Here is a 24,780-nt window from a genome sequence, read left to right as displayed (position 1 = left end):
CACGCCCGCAGCCACGCCTGCGCGGGGGCGGCCGGCGTCAGTCCGCCTCCGGACGCACCAGGCGGTTGAGCAGCGACACCCCGGCAGCGGTGACGAGGTCACGGTCCTGGGTCATCGCGTAGCGGAACCGACGCTCGTCCTCGGGTCCGTCGTCGCCGAGGTCCTGCGCGGTGAGCGCGACCGCCGTCTGCGCCCCGAGGACGATGATCGCCCACTCGTCGAGGAGCGGATCGCCCGGCGCCAGCGCCGCACCGTGGACGCGGGGCGCCGGCTCCGCCGGCATGCCCTCACCCAGCACCAGGACCAGTGGCGAGGTCGCGGCGTAGCGGCCGTAGCGGGCAAGGAAATCGTGGCGAGCCCGGGAGCGACGGACCTGCGTCGCCAGCACGATCGGGGCGTCGCCCATCTCGTCGATCTGCCGCTCGACATCGTCGCTGAGCCGCCGGAGCACGTTCCCGCGGCAGATCCGGTAACCACGCCGCTCACTGAGCAGCCGGAACGGCGTCTCGGCACGCGGCAGTTCCGGCAACGGCCGTGGCCGGAAGACCGCGTGCGCCGGCTGCAGGCTGCCGGGGCGTCCGAAGAGATACCCCTGCCCCAGCCCGGCCCCGATCTCGAGCGCCCGCTCCAGGTGCTCCTCGGTCTCGATCCCCTCGGCGATGACGGTCGCCCCGGTCCGCTCGCAGTAGGCCGAGACGTCGCGCAACGTCCGGGCGGCGGCACTGTCGATGGACCGTTGCACGAAGCCGAGATCGAGCTTGACCAGGTCGGGGCGGATGAACTCCAGCATGGCCAGCGAGTCGGGGTTGGCACCGAGGTCGTCGACCGCGATCAGCCAGCCGACGTCGCGGGCCTCCTTCACCGCGAGCAGCAACGCCGCCGCGTCGTCGAGGATCTTGCGCTCGGTGATCTCGAGGACGATCCGCAACGTCCGGGCGGCGTAGCGCCACAGCGAGGTGTCCAACCCCACCGTCGAGCGCAGCGACGACACCGGCTCCACGTTGACGAAGAGCAGGGTGTCGCCGTCGATGCCGGCATCGAGAGCGGTGCGGACCGCGGCGTTGCGGCAGGCGTAGTCCAGGTCGGCGATGCGGTCGGTCCGCTCGGCCGCCCGGAAGAGGTCGGCCGTCGCGCCGACCGAGGCCGGCCATCGCGCCAGCGCCTCGTACCCGACCGCCGGCGCCGCCGTGGAGCCGAGGTCCACCACCGGCTGGAAGAGCACGGTGGGTGGAGCGGCTGCGAGCGCGCGGTCCACCAGTTCGGTGGCCTCGGGAGCAGGCCGCGACATGAGAGGAATGTTAGACGGCCGGTCCCGCCGCGAGGCAGGACCGGCCGTCAGGTGGTGCGAAGACGATCAGCCTTCGAGCTCGTCGGCGTCGGCCTTCGCCAGCTCGGTCTCGGTGGTGATGCCGTCGGCCTCACGCTTGGAGACGTCGGCCCACTTCTCGTCGCTCGAGGTCTGCTCGTTGACCTGCTCGACCATCTCCTCGTCGGAGATACCGTCGCCGGCCTTCTTGGTCTCTGCCATTACTGCCTCCAGTGTCGGTGGTGCTCGTAAGGCGGTACCCCGATCAATGCCTCAGCGAACGAGGACGGTGACGATCGCCGCGACGACGCCGGCACCGGCGAGCCCGAGCCGGAGCCGGGCGGAGTCCCACGGCCGGCCGGCATCGAGGGAGAGCCGACCCGCCCCGGTCAGGGTGAGCCCGAGCGCGACGAGGGCGAGCAGCAGCGGGTACTCGTAGCCGTTGTCCTGGCTGAAGAAGGCGTTGTTCGCACCGTCGGCGGCCACCGACGCGGCACCGGCCATGGTGGCGATGAGGGACGCCCCGCCCAGCGCGGTGCCGAGGCCGAGCACGAGCAGCAAGCCGCCGCCGAACTCGGCCAGGCCGCCGAGCACGGCGAAGAGGGTGCCCGGCTCGAATCCGGCCGAGGCGAAGAACTTGGCGGTGCCGTCGATCCCGTTTCCGCCGAACCAGCCGAAGAGCTTCTGCGCGCCGTGCGCCATGAAGACGAGGCCGGCGGCGACCCGGAGAACGAGCAGGCCGACATCGGTGGTGGTGGCGGTGCTGCGAGACGTGCTGCTCGCGGAGGTCTCGCTGATCGGGCGATCGCTGACGGAGGTGGTCATGAGGGAGTCACTCCTTGGTCGAATGGCTGAACACTCAATCAAGGACACGGTTGCCGGCTCCGTCCGGTTCATATCGGTCCGGGTGGCTTTGCACACATGTCACACAGCCCCGCGCTCCGGTTGTGGCGGCAGCGGCTCGGATACGGCGCTCTGCCGCCACAACCGTCGGCCGGCGGTCAGTGCGCGGTGGCCTTCTCCGCGCCGGCGCCGGTGAGGCTGCGGACCTCCATCTCGGCCGCCTTCTCACGGGTGGAGGCCGAGCGACTGGTCAGCGTCCCCACGACGGCCAGCAGGAAGGAGAGCGGGATGGTGACGATGCCGGGGTTGTCCAGACCGAACCAGTGGAAGTCGACGGCGGGGTCGGTGATCATGGACGTGCTCTTGCCGTCCGGACCGGCGGGCTTGCCCGAGACCACCGGCGAGAAGACGATGAGGATCAGGCAGGACGCCAGTCCGCCGTACATGCTCCAGAGCGCGCCGCGGGTGTTGAAGCGCGGCCAGAACAGCGAGAAGAGGATCGTCGGGAGGTTGGCGCTGGCCGCGATCGCGAAGGCGAGCGCGACCAGGAAGGCGACGTTCTGACCGTTGGCCGCGATACCGCCGGCGATGGCCACCATGCCGATCACCACCACCGTGATGCGCGCGACCCGCACCTCGCCCGCGCTGCTCACCTGGCCACGCTTGATCACGTTGTTGTAGATGTCGTGGGCGAAGGACGCGCTCGCGGTGATCGTCAGACCGGCGACGACCGCGAGGATGGTCGCGAAGGCGACGGCGGCGATGATCCCCAGCAGGAAGGTCCCGCCGAGCTCGAAGGCCAGCAGCGGCGCGGCGGAGTTGGCCTTGCCGGGGGCGCCCGCGATCGATTCCGGACCGACGATGGCCCCGGCGCCGTAGCCGATGACGAGGGTGAAGAGGTAGAAGATGCCGATGAGCCAGATGGCCCAGACCACCGACCGCCGGGCCTCCTTGGCCGAGGGCACCGTGTAGAAGCGCATCAGGACGTGCGGCAACCCGGCGGTGCCGAGGACGAGCGCGAGCCCGAGGGAGAGGAAGTCCAGCTTGGACAGTCCGCTCAGGCCGTACTGCGCACCCGGGTTGAGTAGCGCCTCACCCCTGCTGCCGTCCGCATTCACCGCCGCCCCGAGCAGCTCGCTGATGTTGAAGCCGTACTTGCCGAGGACCCAGACCGTCATCACGGCGGCACCGACGATGAGCAGCGCGGCCTTGATGATCTGCACCCAGGTGGTTCCCCGCATGCCGCCGACGAGGACGTAGCCGATCATGAGCACGCCGACGATGGCGATCACCAGCGCCTGACCGGCCTTGTCCTCAATGCCGAGCAGCAGCGCGACCAGCCCGCCGGCGCCGGCCATCTGCGCGAGCAGGTAGAAGAGGCTGACGACCAGCGTCGAGAGTCCGGCGGCGGCACGCACGGGGCGCTGGGCGAGGCGGAAGGAGAGGACGTCGGCCATGGTGAAGCGGCCGGTGTTGCGCAGCAGCTCGGCCACGAGCAGCAGCGCGACCAGCCACGCGACGAGGAAGCCGATGGAGTAGAGGAAGCCGTCGTAACCGAAGAGTGCGATCGCCCCGGCAATGCCGAGGAAGCTCGCCGCCGAGAGGTAGTCGCCGGCCAGCGCGATGCCGTTCTGCGGGCCCGTGAAGTTCCGCCCGCCGGCGTAGAACTCGCTCGCCCCCGCCTTCTTGCGCGAGACGCGCAAAACGATCACGAGCGTCACCACGACGAAGACCGCGAAGATCGTGATGTTGACGCCGGGCTCGCCGATCTCGGCAGCGGTGACGGCGGCCTCGGCCCTCATCGGCCCGCCTCGCCCTCGGCCGACTCGGGCAGGTGAACCCGTCGCGCCAGCTCCTCGGCGGCGGGGTCGAATCTCCGATCGGCCCAGCGCCGGTAGGCCATGGTGATCGCGAAGGTCGAGACGAACTGCAGCAGGCCGATGAGCAGGCCGAGGTGCACGTTGCCGAAGACCTCGGTGGACATGAACTCCACCGCGTAGTTCGAGAGCAGGACGTAGACCAGGTACCAGCCCAGGAAGAGCGCCGACATCGGGAAGACGAAGCGCCGGAAGGTGCGCCGCAGCGCATCGAACTCGGGTGAATTAGCGACGTCGACGTACGTCTCCGGAGCAGGCTCCGGAGACCGTTTCGCACCGCTGACGACGGGTTCGGGCACCGCTGCCTCCCATGACCGGGTATGAGCCAGATCACTGCAATGCACCGTATTTAGCTGTGCTGCAGCTGTGACCCCCTCGGGCGGCGGCCTTCCAGGAGCCGGGAGTAGAGCGCGACGTGCGCCGTGGCGGCGGCCGACCAGCTGTGCCGTCGGGCCAGTGCCGTCCCGGCGGCAGCGTGCCGGTTCGGCGAGGACGTGGCCTCGCGCAGGCCCGCGGCGATGCCGGCGGGGTCGGCGGCGAAGGTGACGGCACCGTCGAAGACCTCCCGCAGCACGGGCAGATCCCGCATCACCACCGGTACCTCGGCGGCCAGCGCCTCCATCGCGGCCAGACCGAAGCCCTCCTTGACCGACGGGAAGGCGAAGGCGGCGGCCGCCGCGACGTAACCGGGAAGATCGTCCTCGGCCACCGGCCCCAGGACCACCGGTTCGACGCCGAGCTCCGTGGCACGGGCGAAGACCCGGTCGCGGTAGTCCCGGTAGTCGAAGAGCGTCTCTCCGCCGGCGATCACCAGCCGCAGTCCGGGGTCAGCGGTGGCCAGCAGGGCCATGGCCTCGACGAGGTCCAGGGTGCCCTTGCGCGGTTCGATCCCGCCGACAGCGAGGACGTAGCGCCCGAGCTCGTCGCGGCGACGGTCCCGCTCGACGGCGGGGACGCCGGCGAAACGCTCGGCGGCGACGCCGTTCGGGATCACAGTGGCCTCGATGCCCCATCCCGCGCGGACCTCGCCGGCCACCGCCGCCGAGACGCAGACGTGCGCGAACGGGGTGACGAGAGCCCGCTCGTGGCAGGCGGCGAGCTCGGGGGTGGTGAAGGTGTCGAGGTGGTGCACGGTCCGCACGCAGCGCGGTACGGCGTTGGCGCTGATGCAGTCCTGGGCGTGGACGAGGTCGTACTCCGCCGGGTCGACGGCCGCCCGCAGCGCGTCGATGGAGCGCAGGATGCGCGCGCCCACGCTCTCCCCGGCCCGGTCAGGGAAGGGGACCAGCCGGATCCCGACCGACCGATCCACCGGCCGGTAGAAGCCGGTGTCGCCGCCCCGCGCGAGGCTCCACACGTCCACCGACACGTCCTGCGCCGCCAGCGCCTCGGCCAGCGCGAGCGTGTGGACCACCCCGCCCCGGGGACGGGTCGAGTAGGTCAGCAGCGCGATCCGCACTCACTTCTCCGCGTACAGGTCAGGGCGGCGCTCGCGCAGGTGATGCAGGACGAGGCGGGCCCGGGCGATCTCGGCGTCCACGTCGAGCTCGGCGACGGCGAGACCGGCCTTCGCCCAGGTCCGGGCCAGTACCTCGCCGCCGGGTCCGACGATCTTGGACTGCCCCAGGAACCGCAGTCCACCGAGCGTCCCGGTCTGGTTCGCCGAGGCCCACACCACCTGGTTCTCGGCGGCGCGGGCGCAGTCGTAGAGGTCGAAGAGCCGTGACTGCCGGTCCTGCGCCATGCGCGGCGCGCGCTGAGTCAGGCTGGCCGGCCACGCGCAGAGACAGGCGATGACGCGGGCCTCGTCCAGAGCCAGGGTGCGGGCGGCCTCGGGGAAGGTCTTGTCGTAGTCGATGAGCATGCCCAGGCGGCCGACCGGCGTGTCGAACGCCTCGATGACGCTGCCGGTCGAGTAGACCAGCGACTCCCCCGGCGGTTGATGGACCTTGCGGTACCGACCCAGCACGCCGTCGCCGTGCAGGCAGACGGCGGCATTCCAGCGCTGCCCGTCGGAGAGCTCCGAGTAGCCCAGGCAGACCACGAGGTCGCTGGCCATGGCGCAGATCTGCGCAAAGATCTCCGCATCCGGAGCCAACGCCGGCGGCAGCGCGTCCGGATCCGGTGACCGCAGATCGGCCAGGTAGCCACCCAGCGCGGCGTGTGGCAGCACCAGCAGCGAGCTGTCGACCTTCTTCGCCGCGTCGATCGCCGTGCCGATCCGCTCCAGCGACCGCGCGAGGTCGCGTCCGAAGTGCGCCGACGCGGCGGCGAGCCGTACCGCCGTCATGGTGCCGCGACGGCTTCGATCACGTGACGCGCGACGTGCTCGGCGTCCCGCTCGATGCCGGCGAAGCGGCCGGATCCCCAGGTGTGCAGCCAGGGCAGTCCGACGAAGGAGAGGCCGGCCACCGGGGTGATGCCGCGCAGGTGCTGCGGATGTCCCGCCCCGTCGAAGACGGGGGCGTGCAGCCAGCTGTAGTCGCGGGTGAAACCGGTCGCCCACACCACGCCGGCGAGGTCGGCTCCGCTCAGCTGCGAGCCCCGGTAGCCGTCCGGTCGCCATACCGGTTCGTAGCGTGAGGGCGGTTCGGTCACGGCGATGCCGCGGGCGGCGATGTGGTCGTCAATCAGCTGGTTGATGCCGTTGTACACCGCGTCCGCGGCGTCGAGGTTGCGTTCGAGGTCGTCGGCGAAGCGGAGCACACCGTCGTCGATCCCGCTGAGCCGGCCGTGCAGCGTCATGCCCTCCGTCGCGAAACGCCGCAGGTCGATGTCCCGCCCGCCGTCGCGGCCGGTGACGTAGTGGTTGGTGCGGTCCTGCGTCCGCTCGGCGACCGGCTTGTCGGTGACGGGCTTGTCGTAATGGCCGGTGTCCTGCATCCACGCGATGACGTCCCGTCCCCGGTAGCGCCGGGCGAAGCGGGGTGCCCGCCCGACGGCGAGATGCACGTCTCGGCCGGCCAGCAGCAGATCCTCGGCGATCTGCGCGCCGGACTGACCCGTGCCGACCACGAGGACCGGTCCGGCCGGGAACTGCTCGGGGTTGCGGTAGGCCGAGGAGTGGAGCTGCACCACCGAGGCCGGGAGCGCCTCGGCGGCGCGCGGGACGGCGGGGCGGTGGTAACCGCCCGTCGCCACCACCACCTGACCTGCCCGCATCGCCCCGACGGACGTCTCCACGTCGAAGCCGCCATCGGCCCTCAGTCGCACGGAGGTGACAGTGGTGTGTTCGCGCAGCGGCGGGTCGAAGGAGGCGACGTAGCCGTCGAGCCAGGCCACGACCTCCTTGCCGACCATGAAGCCGTCGGGGTCGGGACCGCGGTAGTGGTAGCCGGGCAGCCGGCACTGCCAGTTCGGGGTGACGAGGCAGAAGGTGTCCCAGCGCTGGTCGGACCACGCGTGCATCCGGGTGTCACGCTCCAGGACGACGTGGTCGACCCCGCTGCCGGTGAGGTACCAGCTCACGGCCAGACCGGCCTGGCCGCCGCCGACGACGACGACGTCGTGGGCTTCGACGCTCACGCCCCCACCCCCGCCAGTCCGTAGACATCGGCACGGCGGTCACGCAGGTGGAACATCCCACCGCCGCGGGCCCGCTGCAGCATGTCGTCGAGATTCACGTCGGCGTAGGCGACGCCAGCGCTGGTCCCGGTGGTGGCCAGCACGTCGCCGCCGACGTCGACGATCTTGGCGCTGGCGACGAAACGGAGCGAGCCGAAGGAGCCCGCCTGGTTGGCCGAGACCCAGAGCAGCTGGTTCTCCAGCGCGCGAGCCTGGTCGAAGAGGTCGAAGCGACGAGTCCAGCGGTCTCCGGCCAGGTCGGGCGCGGCGTTGGTCCGGGCCGCGGGCCATGCCGACATGCACGCCACGATCTCGGCGCCGTCCAGCGCCAGCGCCCGGGCCGCCTCGGGGAACGCCTTGTCGTAACAGATCATCATGCCGAGCCGCCCCACGGGAGTGTCGAAGGCGGCGAAGCGGTCACCGGCGGCGTAGGAGGCACCCTCCCCCAGCGGCTGGTGGACCTTGCGGTGCACGCCGAGCACCCCGTCGCCGGTGACGGCGACCGCGGTGTTGTACCGGGTGCCGCCGTCGGATTCGCACAGTCCGGCGGTGACCACGACGTCACCGGCGATCGCGCAGAGCTGCGCAATCTCGGGCCCGTCCAGATCGAGGGCGGGCGGCAACGGGACGTCCCCGCCACCCAGGTCGGCGAGGTAGCCGCCGAGTGTCGCCTCGGGCAGGACGACGAGGCGCGTGCCCCGTGCTCTGGCCTCGGCGACGATGACGCGAATGCGCGCGAAAGCGGCCTCGAGGTCGCGGCCGAAGTTGTCGGCCACCGCAGCCACGGTGAGGGTCATGAGGTTCCTCCGCTCGCGGGTCCGAGCCCGGTGACATCGGCCGGGACACCGGGGGTGGTCTCGCCGTCCGGCCAGCGCAGTGCCACGCCGGCCCCGGTGACGAGGTCGCCGCAGCGGGCGCTGACGGCGGGTCCGGCCTGGACGGCCGGGGCGTCGGGGTGGTCGGCGGTGAGCATGCCGAAGCCGGGGAAGCAGCCGAGCCAGTCGGCGGTGAGGGCGTCGGCGGGGGTCGGGACCGCCGCGACGTCCAGCACGGCACCGCAGCCACTCGCCTCGGCCAGCATGCCGAGGGTGCCGACGACGCCGGCCATGCTGACGTCCTTGGCCGCGGCAGGACGGCTGCGCGCAACGGCCGAACCCATGGCCTGCAGCTCGGCGGTGCGGCGGGAGGTGGTGGAGTCCCACTGCCGTCCGGTGTGACCCGGTCGCCAGCTACCGGCGAGGTCCGCCGTCAGCGTGACGGCATGGCCGGGACGGCCACCGCCGGCCGGCACCGGGTGATCGGTGCGGCCGAGGGCGGTGATGCTCAATGCGGCGGGGACGCCGAACTGGGTGTGCCCGCCGAGGACAGGGACGTCCCAGGCGCGGGCGGCGGCCCGGATCCCGGAGAGCACCCGCGCGGCGAACGACGCGTCACGCGCGCCGACGGCGTCGAGCAGCCCCACGGGATCGGCGCCCATCGCGGCGAGGTCGTTGACGTTGACGAGGACGCCGCACCACCCTGCCCACTCCGGGTCGCGCTCGACCAGAGCCGGGACGATGGCGTCGCAGGCGGCGACCAGATCGCTGCCGGGCACGGGTGCACCGTCGTCGCCGACGAAACCCGCGCCGCCCGGGTTCAGGCCGTGCAGCAGCGCGCCGAGCGGGGACTTGGTGGCCCGCGCCTGTGCGGCGAAGCGCTCGATCGGCCACCGCATCCGGACGTGCGCCCGGCCGGCCAGGATCACCGGGTGCCGCGACTGCCAGCCGAGCAGCGCGAAGAGGTGCTCGTGCGCTGCCTGCACGTCGGCCTCGAAACGCAGCGCGCCGAGCCGCTCGGCATGAGCACAGGCCGCGCGGATGAGCGCGGACCCGACGCCGGCCGCGCCGCGGACGCCGGGCGCGACGACCAGTCGCGAGCCGTGCCACCAGCCGAGGTCCGGGGTGGTGGCGGGGGCCAGCCGCACGCCGCCGACGACGTGGCCGGCCAGGTCACGTGCGACCAGGACCACCAGCCGGGGATCGTCGTCGATGTCGTCACCGTCGCTGCCGGCGAAGAGCCCCTGCTCGACGACGAAGGCCTCCTGCCGCAGTCGCCGGTAGTCCTCACGCGCCGCCCGCTCCGCCGCGACCTCGACGGTCACACCCCGGCGCGGCGGCGTGGCGACATCGGTCCCGATGAGCACGGCACCCAGTACCTCGGTCACGGCACTCACCCGCCCGCCGTCGACAGCGCACTGCAGGCACCGCAGGCCGCACAGCCTGCTTTCTGCTCGGAGCCGCGCATACCGGCGGCGGCCAGCAGCTCCCCGACCCGAGCGGTCACGTCGGCCACCAGCCACGACGGCGGCGCCGGCACCCGGTCGACATCGGTGGCCAGTGTCCCGGCGATCGGGCGGTACGGGACGACGAACGGGTAGACACCCATGTCAATGAGGCGCCCGGCCCCGGCCACCAGCTCGTCGGGGTCCTCACCGAGGCCGACGATGAGGTAGGTCGAGACCTGGTTGCGCCCGAAGACCCGGACGGCCTCGCGCCACGCCGCCTCGTACTCGGCCATCGGCACCGAGCCCTTGCCGGGCATCCAGCGACGGCGGACGGTGTCGTCCAGGGACTCGACGTGGATGCCGATGCTGGCCGCACCCGCCTCCCGCAGCTCGGCGATCGTGCTGAGATCCGCCGGCGGCTCGAGCTGCACCTGCACCGGCAGGCCGGGGACGGCCGCGACCACTGCCGCGACACAGCGGGCGAGGTGCCGTGCCCCCCGGTCCCGGCCGTTGGAGGTGCCGGTGGTCATGACGACCTGCCGGATCCCGTCCAACCGGACGGCCGCCTCGGCGACCTCGGCCAGCTGCGCCGGGGTCTTGACCGCGGTGGTGCTGCCCTGCGCCAGCGACTCCTCGATGGCGCAGAAGCGGCAGCGCTCGGCCTCGTCGTAACGGATGCAGGTCTGGACGACGGTGGTGGCCAGGACGTCCTTGCCGTGCAGCCGCGCGATCTTCTCGTACGGCACCCCGTCGGCGGTGGCGAGGTCGTAGAAGGCGGGCCGGGCGATGGGCTCGACGTCCAGACCGAGGTCTGCGCCACCGAGCATGAGGCGACCGCCACGCACCCGGTACTTGCTCGTCGGCACGATCGGCAGCGCCGCCCCGACACCGCCGAGCAGGACGTGACCGTCGTCGGACGGCCCCGCCCCGGCGCGGCGGTGGACCGGCGCGTCCACCGCCACGCCGTGCTCGGCGAGCTCGGCTCGCAGGCAGGTGCTCGTCATGATCAGAGCAGGAAGTTGGACTGGATGATGGCGCCCTTGTTGGCGTAGTGGATCACCGCGTCCTGCACGTCCAGCGGGTGCGTCGGGATGATCCCGGCGATGAGGTCCTCTTCCCGCATGCCGTGCAGCGCCATCCCGAACCGACAGCAGTAGACGGTGCCACCCTCGGCGATGAAGGTCTCCAGCGCCTTGTTGATGTTGGTCTCGCCGGGGAAGGCGTCGTCACCGGTGGTGGGGAAGCCGCGGTTGGCGTTGCAGTTGATCGCGCCCGGACCGTAGAAGTAGAGCGCGGACTCGAAGCCCTTGCGCAGTGCCCGGGTCGCCTGCAGGATCGCCACGAAGCTCACCGACGACTCGTGGGCGATGGCGTGGACGAGGCCGAACCACGCCTGCCCCTCCGATGCCTGGTAGTCAGGGAAGACCTTCGTGCCGCCGTAGAGGTTGCTGCCCTTGGCCAGCGACGGGTGCGGGATCTCCTCGCGGGACTTCTCGGCGTTCTCGGCGACGGTGGGGTCGGCGATGGTGGTGGTCATGCGATCTCCTTGGTGGTGGATGGGTCAGCCGTAGAGGGCATCGAAGTTGTCGGTGAAGGCGTGGCGGGCGAACTCCCCGTCGCCGGCCGCGGCGGCCAGCCGGGCGTGCTCCCCGGTCCAGTCCCCCCACGGCTCGTCGCTGGCGAAGAGGACTCGGTCGGCGCCCAGGCCGCGGGCGTCGATCTCGGCGGCGAGCCAGCGGGGGGCGAAGCCGATGGCCCAGCTGGTGTCGGTGTAGACCCGCTTGCCAGCGCTGATCCAGTCGAAGAAGCGGCCGCCGATGAGCTTGATGTGCCCGCTCATCCCGCCGCCGAGGTGGACCAGGTGCAGTCGGACGTCGTCGGCGTAGCGCTCCACGAGCGTCCCGACCTGGTCGATGTCCGACGCCGCGCCCGGCGAGGTGTGGATGTGGACGGTGAGGTCGTGGTCGCGCGCCGCCGCGAAGAGCCGGTCGAGCTGGAGCAGGCAGTCGGGGTCGGTCGCCGAGCCGCCGAGCAGGAAGGTGGTCTTGAGGGCACGGACACCCTCCTCGCCGGCGAGGGCGAGCGCCGTGGTGTTCAGGTCGGCGTCCTGCGGCCGGGGCGAGACGAAGAGTCCGGCGCGGATGCGGTCGTCGTGCTGCGCCGCCTCGATGACCAGCTCGTTGAGGGCGAAGGACTCCGCGACCTCCGGCACGCCGTAGTTGGGCAGCACCAGGCACCGCTCGGTGCCCTCGCGGTCCAGGTCGGCGATCAGCTCAGCGATGGTGGCCCGCGCGGTGGTGTCGGGGTTCACCGGCGGTCCGCCGTAGAACGGCCAGGACGGCAGCACCCCGAGATGGCGGTGCGCGTCGTTCACCCCGGCTGGCATGGGACCAGTCAAGGCCGCCGGCGTTTCACCGATGGTTACTTTCGGAACAAATCCGCGTGTCCGATATAGCGCCGATGTTTCAGCGCAGCGACACGTGCGCCGCCGACCGAGAGGAGATCCGAGTGCTGCGGCCCGCGTATCCGCTCTCGATCTCTCATGCCGGAGCAGCGAGCGCTCGCCGCACCGTCGTCACACCGCGGGAGGTGACGGGGCGCCCCAGCGCGCGCTCCAACGTCGGTGTCGCGAAGCTCTCCCGGTCGCGCTCGTTCCGCGAGACAGCCCAGCCGGGCCCGGCGGCGACCACCTCGCAGCGCCGCCCGACGAGCGGAAGCGTGGGCAGCGGGCCGGCGCCGAGGGCGCTGAACTCCCACCGCGCGTCGTCCTCGGGGACGGCCGTCAGCGCCAGGCGCACGGCCGCCAGCTCCAGGACGTGGCCGACGTCATCCCAGGGCGACTCCGCCCGGAGTGCCGCCACCGCGGCCGCGGTGCAGCCGGCCGGATCGTCGGCCACGAAGACGACGGTGCCGTTGCCGCGCACCGTCCTCACCTCCCGCCCGCCCGACGCGACGAAGGCGGCGGCGAGCTGCGCGGTGTCGGGGTTGCCGCGCTGACCCTGGTTGAGGTTGCGCAGGAGGGCGAGCGCGGCGGTCACGAGGGCATGGGACGCGGGCGTGGCTCGTCCTTGGCATCCGCCCCGGAGACGATGGCCCCGACGTCGACCACCCGCGCATCGGCCGCGGCGATCTGGTCGTTGACGGTCCGTTGCACCTGCGCGGCGATCTGCTCCTCGATCTTGCCCGCCCGGCCGAGCATCCCGGCGAGGTTGTCGGCGGCCTGCAGCGCAACGGTGATGTCCGCGGCCTCGACGGGTGGGATGTCGATCACGATGCGGACCGCGTCGGCCGGCCGCGGCGTGGCACGTAGCTGCGCGGTGATCTCGGCGCGGTAGCGGTGGACGCGACCGAGCAGCTCGACACCGAGGTCGAGGTGCAGCGGCAGCACCACGGTGAAGGTCGGCTCGGCGGCGCCGGTCGCCGGCGGGGTGACCGCCGGCAGGTCGACGGTGCCGGTGGCCCGGACGGTCGCCATGCCGCCCGGCCCCACCCTGAGCGGTCCGATCTCCATCGTCCGGCCGGCGAGCGACCCGAAGCCGCTGGTGACGCGCTCGGTGGTGACGGCCCGGCGGACGAACTGGCGGCCGAACTCCCCGTCGTCCACCCAGCGCAGTGCCGTCGGCGCGGGACGCCGGGGCGAGCCGTCGATCCGGGAGGCGATGTCGATGGTGCGCGCCTGCCGCGAGGACGACCCGCGCAGGACGTTGGTGATCTGCTTGGCCACCTGCCGCCGGACCTCGTCGGTGACGGCCCCGGGCAGGCCGCCGACGACTCCGCTCACGGCGGCACCGAGGCCGCGGCCGCGGACCCGGATGCGCACGTCGGCCGCCCGCACCGGCGCGGCATCGATGTAGAGGAAGAGCCGGTCGGCGGGACGGGGCGTCAGCAGCAGGTCGATCTCCAGCTCGGCCTGCACCCGCGAGACGGCGCCGAGCTTGACGGTGAGGTCCAGGGTGGCAGGCACGGTCACCGCGAAGGACCGCAGCTGCGGGTCGGCGAGACGCACCTGCGGGGTGCCCAGCCGACCTCCGGCCTCGAGGCTGGTGAGCGGGATGGGCGAGTACGGCCCGAAGCGCAGCTCCCGGCGCGCGAGCGAGGCCAGCGCCGCGGTGACCCGCTCGACGCTGACGGCCAGGCGACGGAAGTCCGCCCCGAACCGCGCGTACGGCACCAGCTCCACCTCAGGTCTGCTCACGCCCGAAGTCTTCACGATTCGGGAGCGCCAGTCCCGCTGAGCGGGACTGACACTCCCGGATCGTGGCGTCAGAGGGCGGCGGCGAGGCGGGTGCCCTGGTCGATGGCCCGCTTGGCGTCCAGCTCGGCGGCGATGTCGGCGCCACCGATGACATGGACCCGCGCGCCGGTGCCGGTGAGCGCGTCGGCCAGCTCCCGCCGGGACTCCTGCCCGACGCAGACGACGATGTCGTCCACCTCAAGCAGGCGCGGGGTTTCCTCAACCGTGACATGCAGTCCGGCGTCGTCGATGCGGTCGTATGTGACCCCCCTGATCGTCTCGACGCCGCGATGGGCCAGCGTGCTCCGGTGCACCCAGCCGCTGGTCTTGCCGAGGCCGGCGCCGACCTTCGTGCTCTTGCGCTGCAGCAGGTACACCTGCCGCGGCGACGCCTCCCGCTCGGCGGTGACGAGACCACCCGGAGCCGTGGCCGGATCCCCGACGCCCCACTCCCGCTGCCACTGCTCGCGCGTCTGCGGCTCGCTCGTCGAGCCGCTGTGCGTCAGGAACTCGCCGACGTCGAAGCCGATGCCGCCCGCCCCGATGACGGCGACACGACGTCCCACTGTGGCCGCCCCGCTGATCACGTCGGCGTAGGAATGGACGTTCGGACGGTCGGCGCCGGGGATGGCGATCCGGCGCGGGGTCACCCCGGTGGCGACGACGATGTCGTCCCAGCCGGTGGCGAGCTCGCCGGCCGCCACCCGGTGACCGAGGTGGACCTTCACCCCCAGCACCTCCAGCCGGCGGGTGAAGTAGCGCAGCGTCTCGGCGAACTCCTCCTTGCCCGGGATGCGGCGGGCGAGCTGGAACTGCCCGCCGAGCTCAGCCTCGGCCTCGAAGAGCTCGACGTCGTGGCCACGCTCGGCGGCGGCGGTGGCCGCGGCGAGCCCGGCCGGCCCGGCTCCGACGACCGCGACCCGGCGAGCACGCGACACCGGCCGCAGCACCAGCTCGGTCTCGTGACCGGCCCTCGGGTTGACCAGGCAGCTGGCGATCTTGTGCTTGAAGGTGTGGTCCAGGCAGGCCTGGTTGCAGGCGATGCAGGTGTTGATCTCGTCGACGCGATCGCCCTCGGCCTTGCGCACCCACTCCGGGTCGGCGAGGAACGGCCGGGCGAGAGAGACCATGTCGGCGTCCCCGTCGGCGAGGATCTGCTCGGCCGTCTCGGGCATGTTGATGCGGTTGGAGGCGATCACCGGGATCGAGACCTCGGGCCGCAGTTTGCCGGTGACCCAGCTGAAGGCCGCCCGCGGCACGGAGGTCACGATGGTCGGCACCCTCGCCTCGTGCCAGCCGATGCCGGTGTTGATCATGGTGGCGCCGGCGGCCTCGATCTCGTGGGCGAGGGCGACGGTCTCGTCCCAGCTCTGGCCGTCCTCGACGAGGTCGAGCAGCGACATCCGGTAGACGATGACGAAGTCGTCGCCGGCGGCGGCCCGGGCCTTGCGGACGATCTCGGTCGGGAACCGGCGGCGGTTCGCCGAGGTCCCGCCCCACTCGTCGTCGCGCCGGTTCACCCGCGCGGTGAGGAACTGGTTGATGAGGTAGCCCTCGCTGCCCATGATCTCGACGCCGTCGTAGCCCGCCTGCCGGGCAAGCTCGGCCGAGTGAGCGAAGTCGTCGATCGTCCGACGCACCTCGCGCGCCGACATGCCCCGCGCGCGGAACGGCGTGATGGGCGACTTCGAGGCCGACGCCGTCGCGCTCAGCGGGTGGTAGCTGTAACGGCCGGCGTGCAGCAGCTGCAGCGCGATCCGCCCGCCGTTGTCGTGGACGGCGTCGGTGATCTGCCGGTGGCGCGAGACCTCGCGCGCGGTGGTGAGCTTGCCGGCCAGGGGCAGCAGCCAGCCGGTCCGGTTGACGCCGAATCCGCCGGTGACGATGAGCCCCACCCCGCCGCGGGCCCGCTCGGCGTAGAACTCGGCCAGCTTCGACAGGTTCTTGGGCCGGTCCTCGAGCCCGGTGTGCATGGATCCCATCAGCACCCGGTTCGGCAGTGTGGTGAAGCCGAGGTCGAGCGGGGCGAGCAGGTGCGGGTAGCGGGTCACGTCTCCTCCGGGAGTTCCAGGTGTGCGATGACCTCGTCGCACCAGGCGACGAAGCCGCGTTCGAGTTCGATGCCGCCGCGCAGCACCAGCCACTGGTGCAGCGGGGTGCCGCGCAGCGCGGCCGGGTCGGCGAACTCGTCCTTCTCGTTCTCCAGGTAGAAGGCGAGCCGCTCGGCGTGGACGTCACGGTGCCGCCGGACCTCGGCCGCCACCGCCCGCGGGTCACCGTGCGCAGCACCGCGGATCTTGACGGCGAGATCGGAACGCGCCGTCTCCAGCGGGGCCGGGCGGGGCAGCCAGGCGGCCAGTTCCGTCCGACCCTCGTCGGTCACCTCGTAGACCTTCTTGTCCGGACGCCCCTCCTGCGCGACGGCCGTCGAGGCCACCCAGCCGTCGTCCTCCATCCGCGCCAGCACCTTGTAGACCTGCTGGTGCGTGGCCGTCCAGAACCGGCCGACGGACTTGTCGAAGCGGCGCGCGAGGTCGTAACCGGTGCTCGCCCGCTCGGCGAGCGCCACCAGGATCGCGTGCTCCAGCGCCACACGACGGACTCTAGCTATGCAACTGGTTGCACTGCAACCACGCGACGAATCAGGGGGCGCCGCCGGGCTCGTTGTCGCCGAGAACCCGCAGGATGTTGCGATGGGTCAGCGCCGCCAGCTCACCCTCCGACCAGCCCCGGCCGTGCAGCTCGTCGAGCAGCACCGGATAGGTCGAGACGTCCGACAGGCCGTCGGGCAGCTGATCACAGCCGTCGTAGTCGCCACCGAGGCCGACGTGCTCGAGACCGGCGACCTCGCGGACGTGCTCGACGTGATCGGCGACGTCCGCCACCGTTGCCGTGGGCCGGGGGGTCGTCTCGGCGAGGCGCAGCGCCGCCGCGTCCAGGACGTCGAGGTCACGCGGATCCTCGCCCCGCGCCCGCACCCTCGCGCGCAGCTCGTCGTACCAGTCGGCACAGGCCTGCGAGACGAAGCCGGGGACGAAGGTGACCATGCAGACGCCGCCGTTGCCGGCGAGCGTCGTCAGGACGTCGTCCGGGACGTTGCGCGGATGGTCGGTGACGGCGCGCGCGGAGGAGTGGCTGAAGATCACGGGCTTCGCTGTCGTCGCCAAGGCGTCCCGCATCGTCGTCGCCGCGACGTGCGACAGATCGACCAGCATGCCGAGCCGGTTCATCTCCCGCACCACGTCGCGCCCGAACTCCGACAGCCCGCCCACGGCGGGGACGTCGGTGGCCGAGTCGGCCCATGGCACGTTGTCGTTGTGCGTCAGCGTCAGGTACCGGACGCCCAGGGCATGCAGCGTCCGCAAGACCGCCAGGGACGAGTCGATGGAGTGGCCGCCCTCGGCGCCGAGCAACGAGGCGATCCGTCCGTCGCGCCAGGCCTGTTCGACATCGGCCGCCGTGAGCGCCAGCGCGAGCTGCTCGGGATAATGCGCGATCATGCGCAAAGTGAAGTCGATCTGCTCCAGCGTCTCGGTGACGCCCATGCGGCACGGGACGTACACCGACCAGAACTGCGCGGCCACACCGCCGCGTCGCAGCCGCACCAGATCGGTGTGGGTCCGCGACTGGTCGGTGTCCAGAGGGTAGTCGTCGAGGTCGTAGCCGTTGAGCAGGCGCATCGCCCACGGCAGGTCGTTGTGCCCGTCGACGATGCGCATCGTGGCGGTCACACCGCGAGGCTCTCGCTCGGCGCGAGGTGGGTGAACTCGACGCCGTAGTCGCCCCCGATGCGGCCCAGGTGGCCCTCGACCATGTTCCGACCGATGTCGGTCAACAGGCTGTCGTGCAGGTTGATCGCCCGGCGCGCGCGCACCGCCACCACGAAGTCGATCACCTCCGACAGCTTGGACCACGGCGCGTGGAGGGGGGCGAGCAGCGTGTCCACGGCGGCGGTGGGGACGTCGAAGGAGTCGCCGGGGTGATAGACCTGCTCGTCGATCAGGTACCCGACGTTGGCGATCACCGGGATCGACGGGTGGATCACCGCGTGTTGCCCACCGACGGTCTGCACCCCGAAGCCGCCGGCCTCGAAGGTCTGCCCCGGCTCGCTGACGGTGACACGGTCACCGAGTTCCAGCTGGGCGGCAACGGACGCCGGCGCCCAGACGGCGAGGTGGGAGTCCCGCTCCACCGCTGCCCGGAGCTTGTCGACGTCCAGGTGATCGGGGTGCTCGTGGGTGATCAGCACAGCCCGGACACCGTCGAGCGCGGCATCCACCTCGCTGAAGACACCGGGGTCGAGGACGAGCGAGCGGTCACCGTCGTCGAGGCGGACGCAGGAATGGGTGTACTTCGTCAGCTGCACGCCCTCGACCCTAGCCCGGTCAGACGGTGGCGGGACCGTCGAGTTCTGCCGGCGGCGCGGCCTCCTCGGAGGCGTGCATCGCGGCCTCCTCGGCGCTGGCCGCGTACCCGGCCCGGCCCACGTCGGTGGCGATCTCGTCCTTCTCCTCGTCCGGGTGCGCGCCCTCGTCCGGCGCCAGCAGGCGTCCCACCCGCTCGTCCTCGTCGGCGCGGTCGAGATCGGCCTCGCTGACCTCAGGGACCTCCTCGGCCAGCTTGGCGTCCAGGGACTCGCCCTCGCGGGCCTCCTCGGCCGTGTCGCCGCGCCACGCCTTGTTCTCCCGGTCGGGCGGGTTGTAGCCGGCATCCATCGGGTCGTCGGTGTTGTCGCCGGTGAGCGTGTCCGACGGGTCAGGCTGGTCGCGATCGACGACCACGCCGTCGTAGAGGTCGTCGGAATCGTTGCTACGCGGTGAACTCATGCCATCGGCCTTCCCGCTTATCGATCCGCTGTCACGGGCAGGCTCGCGGGTGTGACCTCCGTGCTGTGGTTCCGGCGCGACCTGCGCCTCCGTGACAACCCCGCGCTGCACGAGGCAGCCAAGGACGGTCCGGTCGTGGCGCTCTTCGTCCTGGATCAGAAGCTGCTGAAGCCGGCCGGCGCCCCGCGCACGGCCTTCCTCTACGGCGCGCTCCGCGCGCTGGCTGCCGACCTGGAGAAGGCCGGCGGGCAGCTGGTGATCCGCCGGGGCGATCCGGTCAACGCCGTGCCGAAGGTGGCCCGCGAGGTCGGTGCGTCCTCGGTGCACGTCGCGGCGGACTTCGGCCCGTACGGCAAGGCCCGCGACGAGGCCGTGGAGAAGGAGCTGGCGAGCACCGGCGAGGGCGTCCCGCTCGTGCGCACCGGCTCGCCCTACGCCATCGCCCCCGGCCGGGTGGTGAAGAACGACGGCACGCCGTACAAGGTCTACACGCCGTTCTACCGCGCCTGGCTCGACCACGGCTGGCGCGACCCGGCCACGACGATCACCGGTCGCGTCGACTGGCACGCCGAGCTGGACTCCACCGACATCCCGGCCGATCCCAAGCTGCCCGAGGATCTCGAGCTCCCCGAGCCCGGTGAGGCGGCCGCGCTCAAGGCGTGGAAGGCCTACAAGGACAAGGGCATCCTCGCCAAGTACGGCGACGACCGGAACCGGCCGGACCTCGACCGCACCTCACGCATGTCGGTCTATCTCAAGTACGGCTGCATCCACCCGCGCACCCTGCTGGCGGATCTGAGCCGCACCGACGAGACCTACCGCAAGGAGCTGGCCTGGCGCGACTTCTACGCGATGATCCTGCACCACTTCCCCGACTCGGCGCGTGAGTACTTCCAGCCGCAGCTGGCGAAGCTGGAGTACGCGCGAGCGGACTCGGATGCCTTCGACGCCTGGCGCGAGGGGCGCACCGGCTTCCCCATCGTGGACGCCGGCATGCGGCAGCTGCTGGGCGAGGGCTGGATCCACAACCGGGTGCGGATGATCGTCGCCTCCTTCCTGGTGAAGGATCTGCACATCGAATGGCAGCACGGGGCTCGCCACTTCATGCAGCACCTGGTGGACGGCGACCTCGCCTCGAACCAGCACGGCTGGCAGTGGACGGCCGGCAGCGGCACCGACGCGTCCCCGTTCTTCCGTGTCTTCAACCCGGTGACGCAGGGCCTGAAGTTCGACCCGGACGGCGGCTACGTCCGCCGCTGGATCCCCGAGCTGCGCGGGGTCGACGGCAAGGCTGCCCACGAGCCGTGGGATCTGCCGGACGGCCTACCCGACGGATACGCGACACGCATCGTCGATCACGCCGCCGAACGCCGCGAAGCCCTCGAGCGTTATGGCAAGATTAAGTCCTGACGTCGCAGGCAGGGGGGCCGGCGGCGCGATCGGGGGATCGTCAGATGTTCGTTCTGCTGCTCGTGCTCGGGGGAACCGCAGTCGCCATGGCGCTGCTGGTGCTCTTCGGCAACTATCTCTTCGAGGACAACTGCACCCGCATGCCCCGCGGCAGTGCGCGAGGCCCGGTCGATGCGCCGGCGGCACCGGCTGCCGATCCGCTCTGGCGCACCCTGGTGGATCCGTCCGAGGCCGACAACCGGGCCCGCGCGAGCCGGCCCTTCGTCGCGGCCTACGCCCGTGCGATGACCGCGACGGTCGACGACTCTCGCGCCGCCTGACCGCCGCGGTCCACGCCCCGCCGCCGGACCGGGTCAGTCCGCAGGACCCCCGGCCAGCGTGACGGTGGCGGTGTGCTGCTTCCCGGCCGTGTCGGTCCAGTGCAGCGACACCCGGTCACCGGGCTGGTGCTTGCCCAGCGCCGTCTTCAGACCGGCCGCGTTCGTCACCGACGTGCCACCGACGGCGGTGATCACCGAGCCCGGTGTGATGCCGGCAGCCGCCGCGGGACCGCCGTCGAGCAGCGTGCTCACCGCGGCGCCGGAGGCGGTGGAGTTGGCGACGCCCACGCCGAGGAAGGCCGGCAGTCCGATGTGCACCGAGGAGGTCTCGATCCCGGACTCGATCTGCCGGGCGATGCTCAGGGCGTGGTCGATCGGGATGGCGTAACCCTGCGAGGTGACCCCCTGCGTGCCGTTCGTGCTCGACGCAGCGGTGTCGATGCCGACGATAGTGCCGTTCGCGTCGTAGAGGGGCCCGCCGGAGTCGCCCGCCACGATGGCGGCGTCGGTCTGGATGAGACCGCTCAGGTTCTCGGCGTTGCCGCCGGTCTCGTCGCTGGCCGTGATGGAGCGCTGCAGCGCGGTCACCTTGCCCGACACCTGGGTCAGCGATCCCGTGCCGCCGGCGTTGCCGACACCGGTCACCTTGTCGCCCACCCCGAGCTGCTTCACGTCGGAGGTGTCGCCCACCTTGGCGGTGGTGAGGCCGGAGGCGTTCTTCAGCTGCAGCACCGCGACGTCGTCGGTCGGGTCCGTGCCGACCACCTTGGCCGCGTAGGACTTGCCGGTCGACTCGTCGGTCACGGTCACCGACGTGGCCCCGTCGATGACGTGGTTGTTGGTGAGCACCTCGCCGCCACTGGTGAGGATCATCCCGGTGCCGGCGCTCTCGGCGTTCTGGTACTTCAGCACCGAGGTGATGGTGACGATGCCCCGCTGCTGTGTGCTGCTCGCCGCCGTCCCGGTGCCCTGCGTCTGCGAGCCCTGGCCCTGTTGTCCCGGGAAGAGACCGGGGAACGGATCGGGGATCTGCAGGGTGCCGCCGCCGGTGTTCCCGTTGCCGTTCTCGCCGCCGGTGCCGGTGCTGCCGGAGCCGGAGCCGAAGAGCGAGCTGCCGTCGGCCTGCCGACCCGCGGTCGTGTCGGACCTGGTGGCCTGGCCGATCTCGATCCCGGAGACGACCAGGGCCGCGGCGAGGACCGCTGCCCCGACACCCAGCAGGGCGCGGCGACCGCCCGAGCCCCGGTGCGGCGGTGGCTGCTGCGGCGGCCCGTAGGCCCCGATCGGCGCGGTCCACTGGTAGCCGGCCCATCCCGACGGGGGCGGCTGCTGCGGGTAGGCGTACCGCGGGTCGTGCGGGTACTGCGGGTACCCCGCGTACGGGTCGTACGGGGTGCCCATGGGGCGCTGGTGCTCCGGCTGCGAGGCGCCGGACTCGGGTTCGGAGGTGGTCATGTCGCCAGGACACGCCCGCTGGCAAGAGATGCGCTGAGCGAAAACCATGCTTTTCCTATGAGGGCCGGCAACGCTTGCGGGCATTTTCTCAGCTCCGTCCGCTTCGGCCGGTCAGGGCGCCGGCAGCTCCACGCCTGCGACCACGTCGGCGACCGTCCGGCCGTGCAGTTCACGAGCAATGGCGCGGGCGACATCGTCCTGCAGGTCGCCGAGGAGCCTGTCGACGACGCGGCCGACCGGGCACTGCGGGCTCGGTCCGTGCGAGGCGAGGACGGGATCGTCACCCTGCACCAGAGCCCAGACCTCGTCGAAGTGGATGCCGCTGGCAGCGCGCGCCAGCTCCCAGCCGCCGCCGGCGCCCGGCCGTGAGCGCAGCAGCCCCGCCTCGCGCAGCGGTCCGAGGACGCGGCGGATGTGCACCGGGTTGACGTTGACACTGCCGGCTAGCTCGTCGGAGCTGACGGCACGACCGGCACCCGCGCCGGCGAGATAGACCAGGACGTGCGCCGCCACCGCGAACTGGGTGTTGGTGCGGCTGGTCACGAATCCCATCTTGCCTTATCGCAACCGGTATGGCTACGGTTGATTCGTAACAGCAACAGCTACGATTGGATGGACGATGACCACCTACGCGATCACCGGTGCCTCGGGCCAGCTCGGCCGCCTCGCCGCCGAGAACCTCCTCACCCGCGCCGGCGCGGACGACCATGTCGTCCTGCTGACGCGCGACCCGGCCAAGCTTGCCGACCTCGCCGCCCGTGGCGCCGACGTCCGCGCTGCCGACTTCGACCGCCCCGAGACCCTGGCCGACGCCTTCGCCGGGGTGCAGCGGGTCCTGCTCGTCTCCACCGACGCCGTCGGCGCCCGGGTCGAGGGGCACAAGGCTGCCATCGACGCCGCGGTCGCGGCCGGTGTCGAGCGCATCGCCTACACCTCGCTGGCCGGCGCGGCGGAGCAGAACCCCGCCGCGGTCACCGCGGACCACCTCGCCACCGAGGCGCACCTGCAGGCCAGCGGCACCGGCTGGACCCTGCTGCGCAACAACCTCTACGCCGACATGCAGGTCGACGTCGTGAAGCAGGCGGCGGCGACCGGGCAACTCGTCACCAACGTCGGCGCCGGACGCACCGCCTACGTCACGCGGGCCGACTGCGCCGCGGCCGGCGTGGGTGCCCTGCTCTCCGACGACGCCGCGGTCGTCGACGCCGCCATCGAGATCAGCGGACCGCAGGCCCTCGGCACCAAGGACCTCGCCGAGCTCGCCGCCGGCATCGCCGGCAAGGCGGTCGAGGTGGTGGACGTCGACGACGCCGCCTACATCGCCGGGCTCGTCCAGCACGCCGGCCTCCCCGAGGCCGTCGCGCAGTTGCTCGCCTCCTTCGGCACCGCCGCCCGCGAGGGCTACCTCGACGTGGTCTCCGACGCCGTCCGGGACCTGGGTGGGGTCGAGCCGACGCCCGTCTCCGCCCTGCTCTGACGCGGTCGTGGCGGCTGACGCTCGGATACGAGCGTCAGCCGCCACCACCGGGGGACGGGGTCGACGGCAGGATGCGGCCCCGCACCTCACCGAGCGTGACGCCGTTCGCCGCGCGGTAACGCAGGACGACCTCGTCACCGTCGAGGAGGAATGTCCGCCGCTCCCCCGCAACCTCGAAGGGTTCCGCGCCACCCCACGACAGCTCCAACAGGCAGCCGCGCTGCTCGGGCGCCGGGCCCGAGATCGTGCCGGAGGCGTAGAGATCGCCGACGCGCAAGGACGCACCGTTGACCGTCATGTGCGCCAGCATCTGTGCCGGCGACCAGTACATGTGCCGGTAGTTGGGCCGCGCGACCACGTGCCCGTTCAGCTCGACCTCGATGGCGATGTCGAAGCCGTAGGCACCGTCCTGGTGCAGGTAGTCCAGGACGGCCGGTTGCTGCGTCGGCAGCGGCAGTCGGGCAGCGTCGAGGGCGGCCAGCGGGGTGACCCAGGCCGAGATGCTCGTGGCGAAGGACTTGCCGAGGTTGGGGCCGAGCGGCACGTACTCCCATGCCTGGATGTCTCGCGCGGACCAGTCGTTGAGGCCCACGACGCCGAAGACCGTCTCCCCGAAGTCCCCCGTCCCCGCGCTCTCGCCCAGCGGCAGGGACCGGCCTACGACGAAGCCGAGCTCGGCCTCGATGTCGAGCCGGAGGCTGGGACCGAAAGCCGGAGCCTCGTCGCCGGGCGTCCTGCGCTGTCCCTTCGGCCGGTGGATGTCGGTACCCGACACGACGATCGACCCGGCCCGGCCGTGATAGCTCACCGGCAGATGCCGCCAGTTCGGGGTGAGCGGCTCGGCCTCGGGACGGAAGATCCGTCCGACGTTGGTGGCGTGGTCCAGCGAGGCGTAGTAGTCGACGTAGTCGGCCACCTCGAAGGGCAGTCGCAGCCGCACGTCCGGCAGCGGGATCAGCTCGTCTGCCGGCAGGGTCCGCACCCAGGCCCGGACGTCGTCCCAGACCTGCTTGCCCGCCGCGAGCAGCGGGTTCAGGGCAGCGACGGCAAAGAACGGCACCCACTCCGGACGCGTCGCCTGCGCCGCGGCGGCGAGGTCCAGGACACCGTCGCCGAGTCGGACACCGACGCGCCAGTCGGTGTCGGCGGTCGCGAAGACCCCGTACGGCAGGTGGTCCGGGCCGAAACCGTCGTCTCGAAGCACG

The 24,780-nt window shown here is 71.9% G+C and carries 26 protein-coding genes; 3 read left to right on the top strand and 23 right to left on the bottom strand.

Annotated elements, in window-relative coordinates:
• Positions 1-37: 37 nt before the first annotated feature.
• The 20 genes from AC0NZQ_RS06915 to AC0NZQ_RS06820 all read right to left on the bottom strand — a co-directional run bounded on the left by AC0NZQ_RS06915 (position 38) and on the right by AC0NZQ_RS06820 (position 18,913).
• The gene (locus tag AC0NZQ_RS06915; protein WP_474528948.1) at positions 38-1,288 is read right to left on the bottom strand and encodes a sensor domain-containing phosphodiesterase; all 1,251 of its coding nucleotides are present in this window, start codon (positions 1,286-1,288) and stop codon (positions 38-40) included.
• Between the two features lie 66 nt (positions 1,289-1,354).
• Positions 1,355-1,528, bottom strand: a complete 174-nt coding sequence (locus AC0NZQ_RS06910; protein ID WP_474528947.1) for a hypothetical protein — start codon at positions 1,526-1,528, stop codon at positions 1,355-1,357.
• A gap of 51 nt (positions 1,529-1,579) precedes the next feature.
• Positions 1,580-2,131, bottom strand: coding sequence for a DoxX family protein (locus AC0NZQ_RS06905; protein ID WP_474528946.1), 552 nt, complete (start codon positions 2,129-2,131; stop codon positions 1,580-1,582).
• Between the two features lie 176 nt (positions 2,132-2,307).
• A complete protein-coding gene (locus AC0NZQ_RS06900; RefSeq protein ID WP_474528945.1) occupies positions 2,308-3,951 on the bottom strand; it encodes a solute symporter family protein in 1,644 nt (547 codons plus the stop codon).
• A complete protein-coding gene (locus tag AC0NZQ_RS06895) occupies positions 3,948-4,325 on the bottom strand; it encodes a DUF485 domain-containing protein (RefSeq protein ID WP_474528944.1) in 378 nt (125 codons plus the stop codon). Before AC0NZQ_RS06895 ends, AC0NZQ_RS06900 begins: the two co-directional genes overlap by 4 nt.
• A 50-nt stretch (positions 4,326-4,375) precedes the next feature.
• Positions 4,376-5,485 carry an MSMEG_0565 family glycosyltransferase gene (locus tag AC0NZQ_RS06890; protein WP_474528943.1) on the bottom strand — a complete coding sequence of 370 codons (1,110 nt, stop codon included), beginning with the start codon at positions 5,483-5,485 and terminating at the stop codon, positions 4,376-4,378.
• Positions 5,486-6,316, bottom strand: a complete 831-nt coding sequence (locus AC0NZQ_RS06885; protein WP_474528942.1) for a carbon-nitrogen hydrolase family protein — start codon at positions 6,314-6,316, stop codon at positions 5,486-5,488. It abuts the gene before it with no gap.
• Complete coding sequence (locus AC0NZQ_RS06880; RefSeq protein WP_474528941.1) at positions 6,313-7,551, bottom strand: MSMEG_0569 family flavin-dependent oxidoreductase; 1,239 nt, start codon at positions 7,549-7,551, stop codon at positions 6,313-6,315. The genes AC0NZQ_RS06885 and AC0NZQ_RS06880 overlap by 4 nt, the downstream gene beginning before the upstream one ends.
• Positions 7,548-8,387, bottom strand: a complete 840-nt coding sequence (locus tag AC0NZQ_RS06875) for a carbon-nitrogen hydrolase family protein (protein ID WP_474528940.1) — start codon at positions 8,385-8,387, stop codon at positions 7,548-7,550. The genes AC0NZQ_RS06880 and AC0NZQ_RS06875 overlap by 4 nt, the downstream gene beginning before the upstream one ends.
• Positions 8,384-9,793, bottom strand: coding sequence for an MSMEG_0567/sll0787 family protein (locus AC0NZQ_RS06870; protein WP_474528939.1), 1,410 nt, complete (start codon positions 9,791-9,793; stop codon positions 8,384-8,386). Before AC0NZQ_RS06870 ends, AC0NZQ_RS06875 begins: the two co-directional genes overlap by 4 nt.
• 5 nt (positions 9,794-9,798) lie before the next feature.
• Positions 9,799-10,857 (bottom strand): MSMEG_0568 family radical SAM protein, encoded by a 1,059-nt coding sequence (locus tag AC0NZQ_RS06865; RefSeq protein ID WP_474528938.1) that lies wholly within the window; start codon positions 10,855-10,857, stop codon positions 9,799-9,801.
• A 2-nt stretch (positions 10,858-10,859) separates the two neighbouring features.
• The gene (locus tag AC0NZQ_RS06860) at positions 10,860-11,390 is read right to left on the bottom strand and encodes an MSMEG_0572/Sll0783 family nitrogen starvation response protein (protein ID WP_474528937.1); all 531 of its coding nucleotides are present in this window, start codon (positions 11,388-11,390) and stop codon (positions 10,860-10,862) included.
• A 24-nt stretch (positions 11,391-11,414) separates the two neighbouring features.
• On the bottom strand, positions 11,415-12,239 hold the full coding sequence (locus tag AC0NZQ_RS06855) for an amidohydrolase family protein (RefSeq protein ID WP_474528936.1): 825 nt from the start codon (positions 12,237-12,239) through the stop codon (positions 11,415-11,417).
• A 154-nt stretch (positions 12,240-12,393) separates the two neighbouring features.
• Positions 12,394-12,891, bottom strand: coding sequence for a DUF1697 domain-containing protein (locus AC0NZQ_RS06850; RefSeq protein WP_474528935.1), 498 nt, complete (start codon positions 12,889-12,891; stop codon positions 12,394-12,396).
• On the bottom strand, positions 12,888-14,048 hold the full coding sequence (locus tag AC0NZQ_RS06845; RefSeq protein WP_474528934.1) for a hypothetical protein: 1,161 nt from the start codon (positions 14,046-14,048) through the stop codon (positions 12,888-12,890). Before AC0NZQ_RS06845 ends, AC0NZQ_RS06850 begins: the two co-directional genes overlap by 4 nt.
• Positions 14,049-14,116: 68 nt before the next feature.
• Positions 14,117-16,138, bottom strand: coding sequence for an oxidoreductase (locus AC0NZQ_RS06840; RefSeq protein ID WP_474528933.1), 2,022 nt, complete (start codon positions 16,136-16,138; stop codon positions 14,117-14,119).
• A complete protein-coding gene (locus AC0NZQ_RS06835) occupies positions 16,135-16,680 on the bottom strand; it encodes a PadR family transcriptional regulator (RefSeq protein WP_474528932.1) in 546 nt (181 codons plus the stop codon). Before AC0NZQ_RS06835 ends, AC0NZQ_RS06840 begins: the two co-directional genes overlap by 4 nt.
• 49 nt (positions 16,681-16,729) lie before the next feature.
• The gene (locus AC0NZQ_RS06830; RefSeq protein ID WP_474529437.1) at positions 16,730-17,806 is read right to left on the bottom strand and encodes a dipeptidase; all 1,077 of its coding nucleotides are present in this window, start codon (positions 17,804-17,806) and stop codon (positions 16,730-16,732) included.
• A gap of 8 nt (positions 17,807-17,814) precedes the next feature.
• The gene (locus AC0NZQ_RS06825; RefSeq protein WP_474528931.1) at positions 17,815-18,453 is read right to left on the bottom strand and encodes an MBL fold metallo-hydrolase; all 639 of its coding nucleotides are present in this window, start codon (positions 18,451-18,453) and stop codon (positions 17,815-17,817) included.
• A gap of 19 nt (positions 18,454-18,472) precedes the next feature.
• The gene (locus AC0NZQ_RS06820) at positions 18,473-18,913 is read right to left on the bottom strand and encodes a DUF5709 domain-containing protein (RefSeq protein ID WP_474528930.1); all 441 of its coding nucleotides are present in this window, start codon (positions 18,911-18,913) and stop codon (positions 18,473-18,475) included.
• Between the two features lie 51 nt (positions 18,914-18,964).
• Here AC0NZQ_RS06820 and AC0NZQ_RS06815 point away from each other — a divergent pair, with 51 nt between their 5' ends.
• Together AC0NZQ_RS06815 and AC0NZQ_RS06810 are read left to right on the top strand one after the other, a co-directional pair.
• Entirely contained in the window at positions 18,965-20,323 is a 1,359-nt protein-coding gene (locus AC0NZQ_RS06815) for a cryptochrome/photolyase family protein (protein WP_474528929.1), read from the top strand.
• Positions 20,324-20,367: 44 nt separating this feature from the next.
• Positions 20,368-20,643 carry a hypothetical protein gene (locus AC0NZQ_RS06810; protein ID WP_474528928.1) on the top strand — a complete coding sequence of 92 codons (276 nt, stop codon included), beginning with the start codon at positions 20,368-20,370 and terminating at the stop codon, positions 20,641-20,643.
• Positions 20,644-20,676: 33 nt separating this feature from the next.
• On the opposite strand, the gene AC0NZQ_RS06805 is transcribed toward AC0NZQ_RS06810, so the two are convergent.
• Together AC0NZQ_RS06805 and AC0NZQ_RS06800 are read right to left on the bottom strand one after the other, a co-directional pair.
• The gene (locus AC0NZQ_RS06805) at positions 20,677-22,098 is read right to left on the bottom strand and encodes a S1C family serine protease (protein WP_474528927.1); all 1,422 of its coding nucleotides are present in this window, start codon (positions 22,096-22,098) and stop codon (positions 20,677-20,679) included.
• 111 nt (positions 22,099-22,209) lie between these two features.
• A complete protein-coding gene (locus AC0NZQ_RS06800; RefSeq protein ID WP_474528926.1) occupies positions 22,210-22,650 on the bottom strand; it encodes an Rrf2 family transcriptional regulator in 441 nt (146 codons plus the stop codon).
• 67 nt (positions 22,651-22,717) lie between these two features.
• Between AC0NZQ_RS06800 and AC0NZQ_RS06795 the strand changes: the two genes are divergently transcribed.
• Positions 22,718-23,575, top strand: coding sequence for an NAD(P)H-binding protein (locus AC0NZQ_RS06795; RefSeq protein WP_474528925.1), 858 nt, complete (start codon positions 22,718-22,720; stop codon positions 23,573-23,575).
• Positions 23,576-23,609: 34 nt separating this feature from the next.
• On the opposite strand, the gene fahA is transcribed toward AC0NZQ_RS06795, so the two are convergent.
• Positions 23,610-24,779 carry a fumarylacetoacetase gene (gene fahA, locus AC0NZQ_RS06790; protein WP_474528924.1) on the bottom strand — a complete coding sequence of 390 codons (1,170 nt, stop codon included), beginning with the start codon at positions 24,777-24,779 and terminating at the stop codon, positions 23,610-23,612.
• Position 24,780: the final 1 nt, after the last annotated feature.

The organism is Jatrophihabitans sp. sgz311053, assembly GCF_056135305.1.
The sequence above is the reverse complement of the archived record's forward strand: the minus strand, read 5'-3'. Positions and strand labels throughout refer to the sequence as shown.

Excerpts from the sequence above, each read along its gene's own strand:
- AC0NZQ_RS06915 (WP_474528948.1), bottom strand. The coding sequence starts at position 1,288 with ATGTCGCGGCCTGCTCCCGAGGCCACCGAACTGGTGGACCGCGCGCTC.
- AC0NZQ_RS06910 (WP_474528947.1), bottom strand. The coding sequence starts at position 1,528 with ATGGCAGAGACCAAGAAGGCCGGCGACGGTATCTCCGACGAGGAGATG.
- AC0NZQ_RS06905 (WP_474528946.1), bottom strand. The coding sequence starts at position 2,131 with ATGACCACCTCCGTCAGCGATCGCCCGATCAGCGAGACCTCCGCGAGC.
- AC0NZQ_RS06900 (WP_474528945.1), bottom strand. The coding sequence starts at position 3,951 with ATGAGGGCCGAGGCCGCCGTCACCGCTGCCGAGATCGGCGAGCCCGGC.
- AC0NZQ_RS06885 (WP_474528942.1), bottom strand. The coding sequence starts at position 6,316 with ATGACGGCGGTACGGCTCGCCGCCGCGTCGGCGCACTTCGGACGCGAC.
- AC0NZQ_RS06875 (WP_474528940.1), bottom strand. The coding sequence starts at position 8,387 with ATGACCCTCACCGTGGCTGCGGTGGCCGACAACTTCGGCCGCGACCTC.
- AC0NZQ_RS06865 (WP_474528938.1), bottom strand. The coding sequence starts at position 10,857 with ATGACGAGCACCTGCCTGCGAGCCGAGCTCGCCGAGCACGGCGTGGCG.
- AC0NZQ_RS06860 (WP_474528937.1), bottom strand. The coding sequence starts at position 11,390 with ATGACCACCACCATCGCCGACCCCACCGTCGCCGAGAACGCCGAGAAG.
- AC0NZQ_RS06855 (WP_474528936.1), bottom strand. The coding sequence starts at position 12,239 with ATGCCAGCCGGGGTGAACGACGCGCACCGCCATCTCGGGGTGCTGCCG.
- AC0NZQ_RS06830 (WP_474529437.1), bottom strand. The coding sequence starts at position 17,806 with ATGCGCATCGTCGACGGGCACAACGACCTGCCGTGGGCGATGCGCCTG.
- AC0NZQ_RS06820 (WP_474528930.1), bottom strand. The coding sequence starts at position 18,913 with ATGAGTTCACCGCGTAGCAACGATTCCGACGACCTCTACGACGGCGTG.
- AC0NZQ_RS06810 (WP_474528928.1), top strand. The coding sequence starts at position 20,368 with ATGTTCGTTCTGCTGCTCGTGCTCGGGGGAACCGCAGTCGCCATGGCG.
- AC0NZQ_RS06805 (WP_474528927.1), bottom strand. The coding sequence starts at position 22,098 with ATGACCACCTCCGAACCCGAGTCCGGCGCCTCGCAGCCGGAGCACCAG.
- AC0NZQ_RS06800 (WP_474528926.1), bottom strand. The coding sequence starts at position 22,650 with ATGGGATTCGTGACCAGCCGCACCAACACCCAGTTCGCGGTGGCGGCG.
- AC0NZQ_RS06795 (WP_474528925.1), top strand. The coding sequence starts at position 22,718 with ATGACCACCTACGCGATCACCGGTGCCTCGGGCCAGCTCGGCCGCCTC.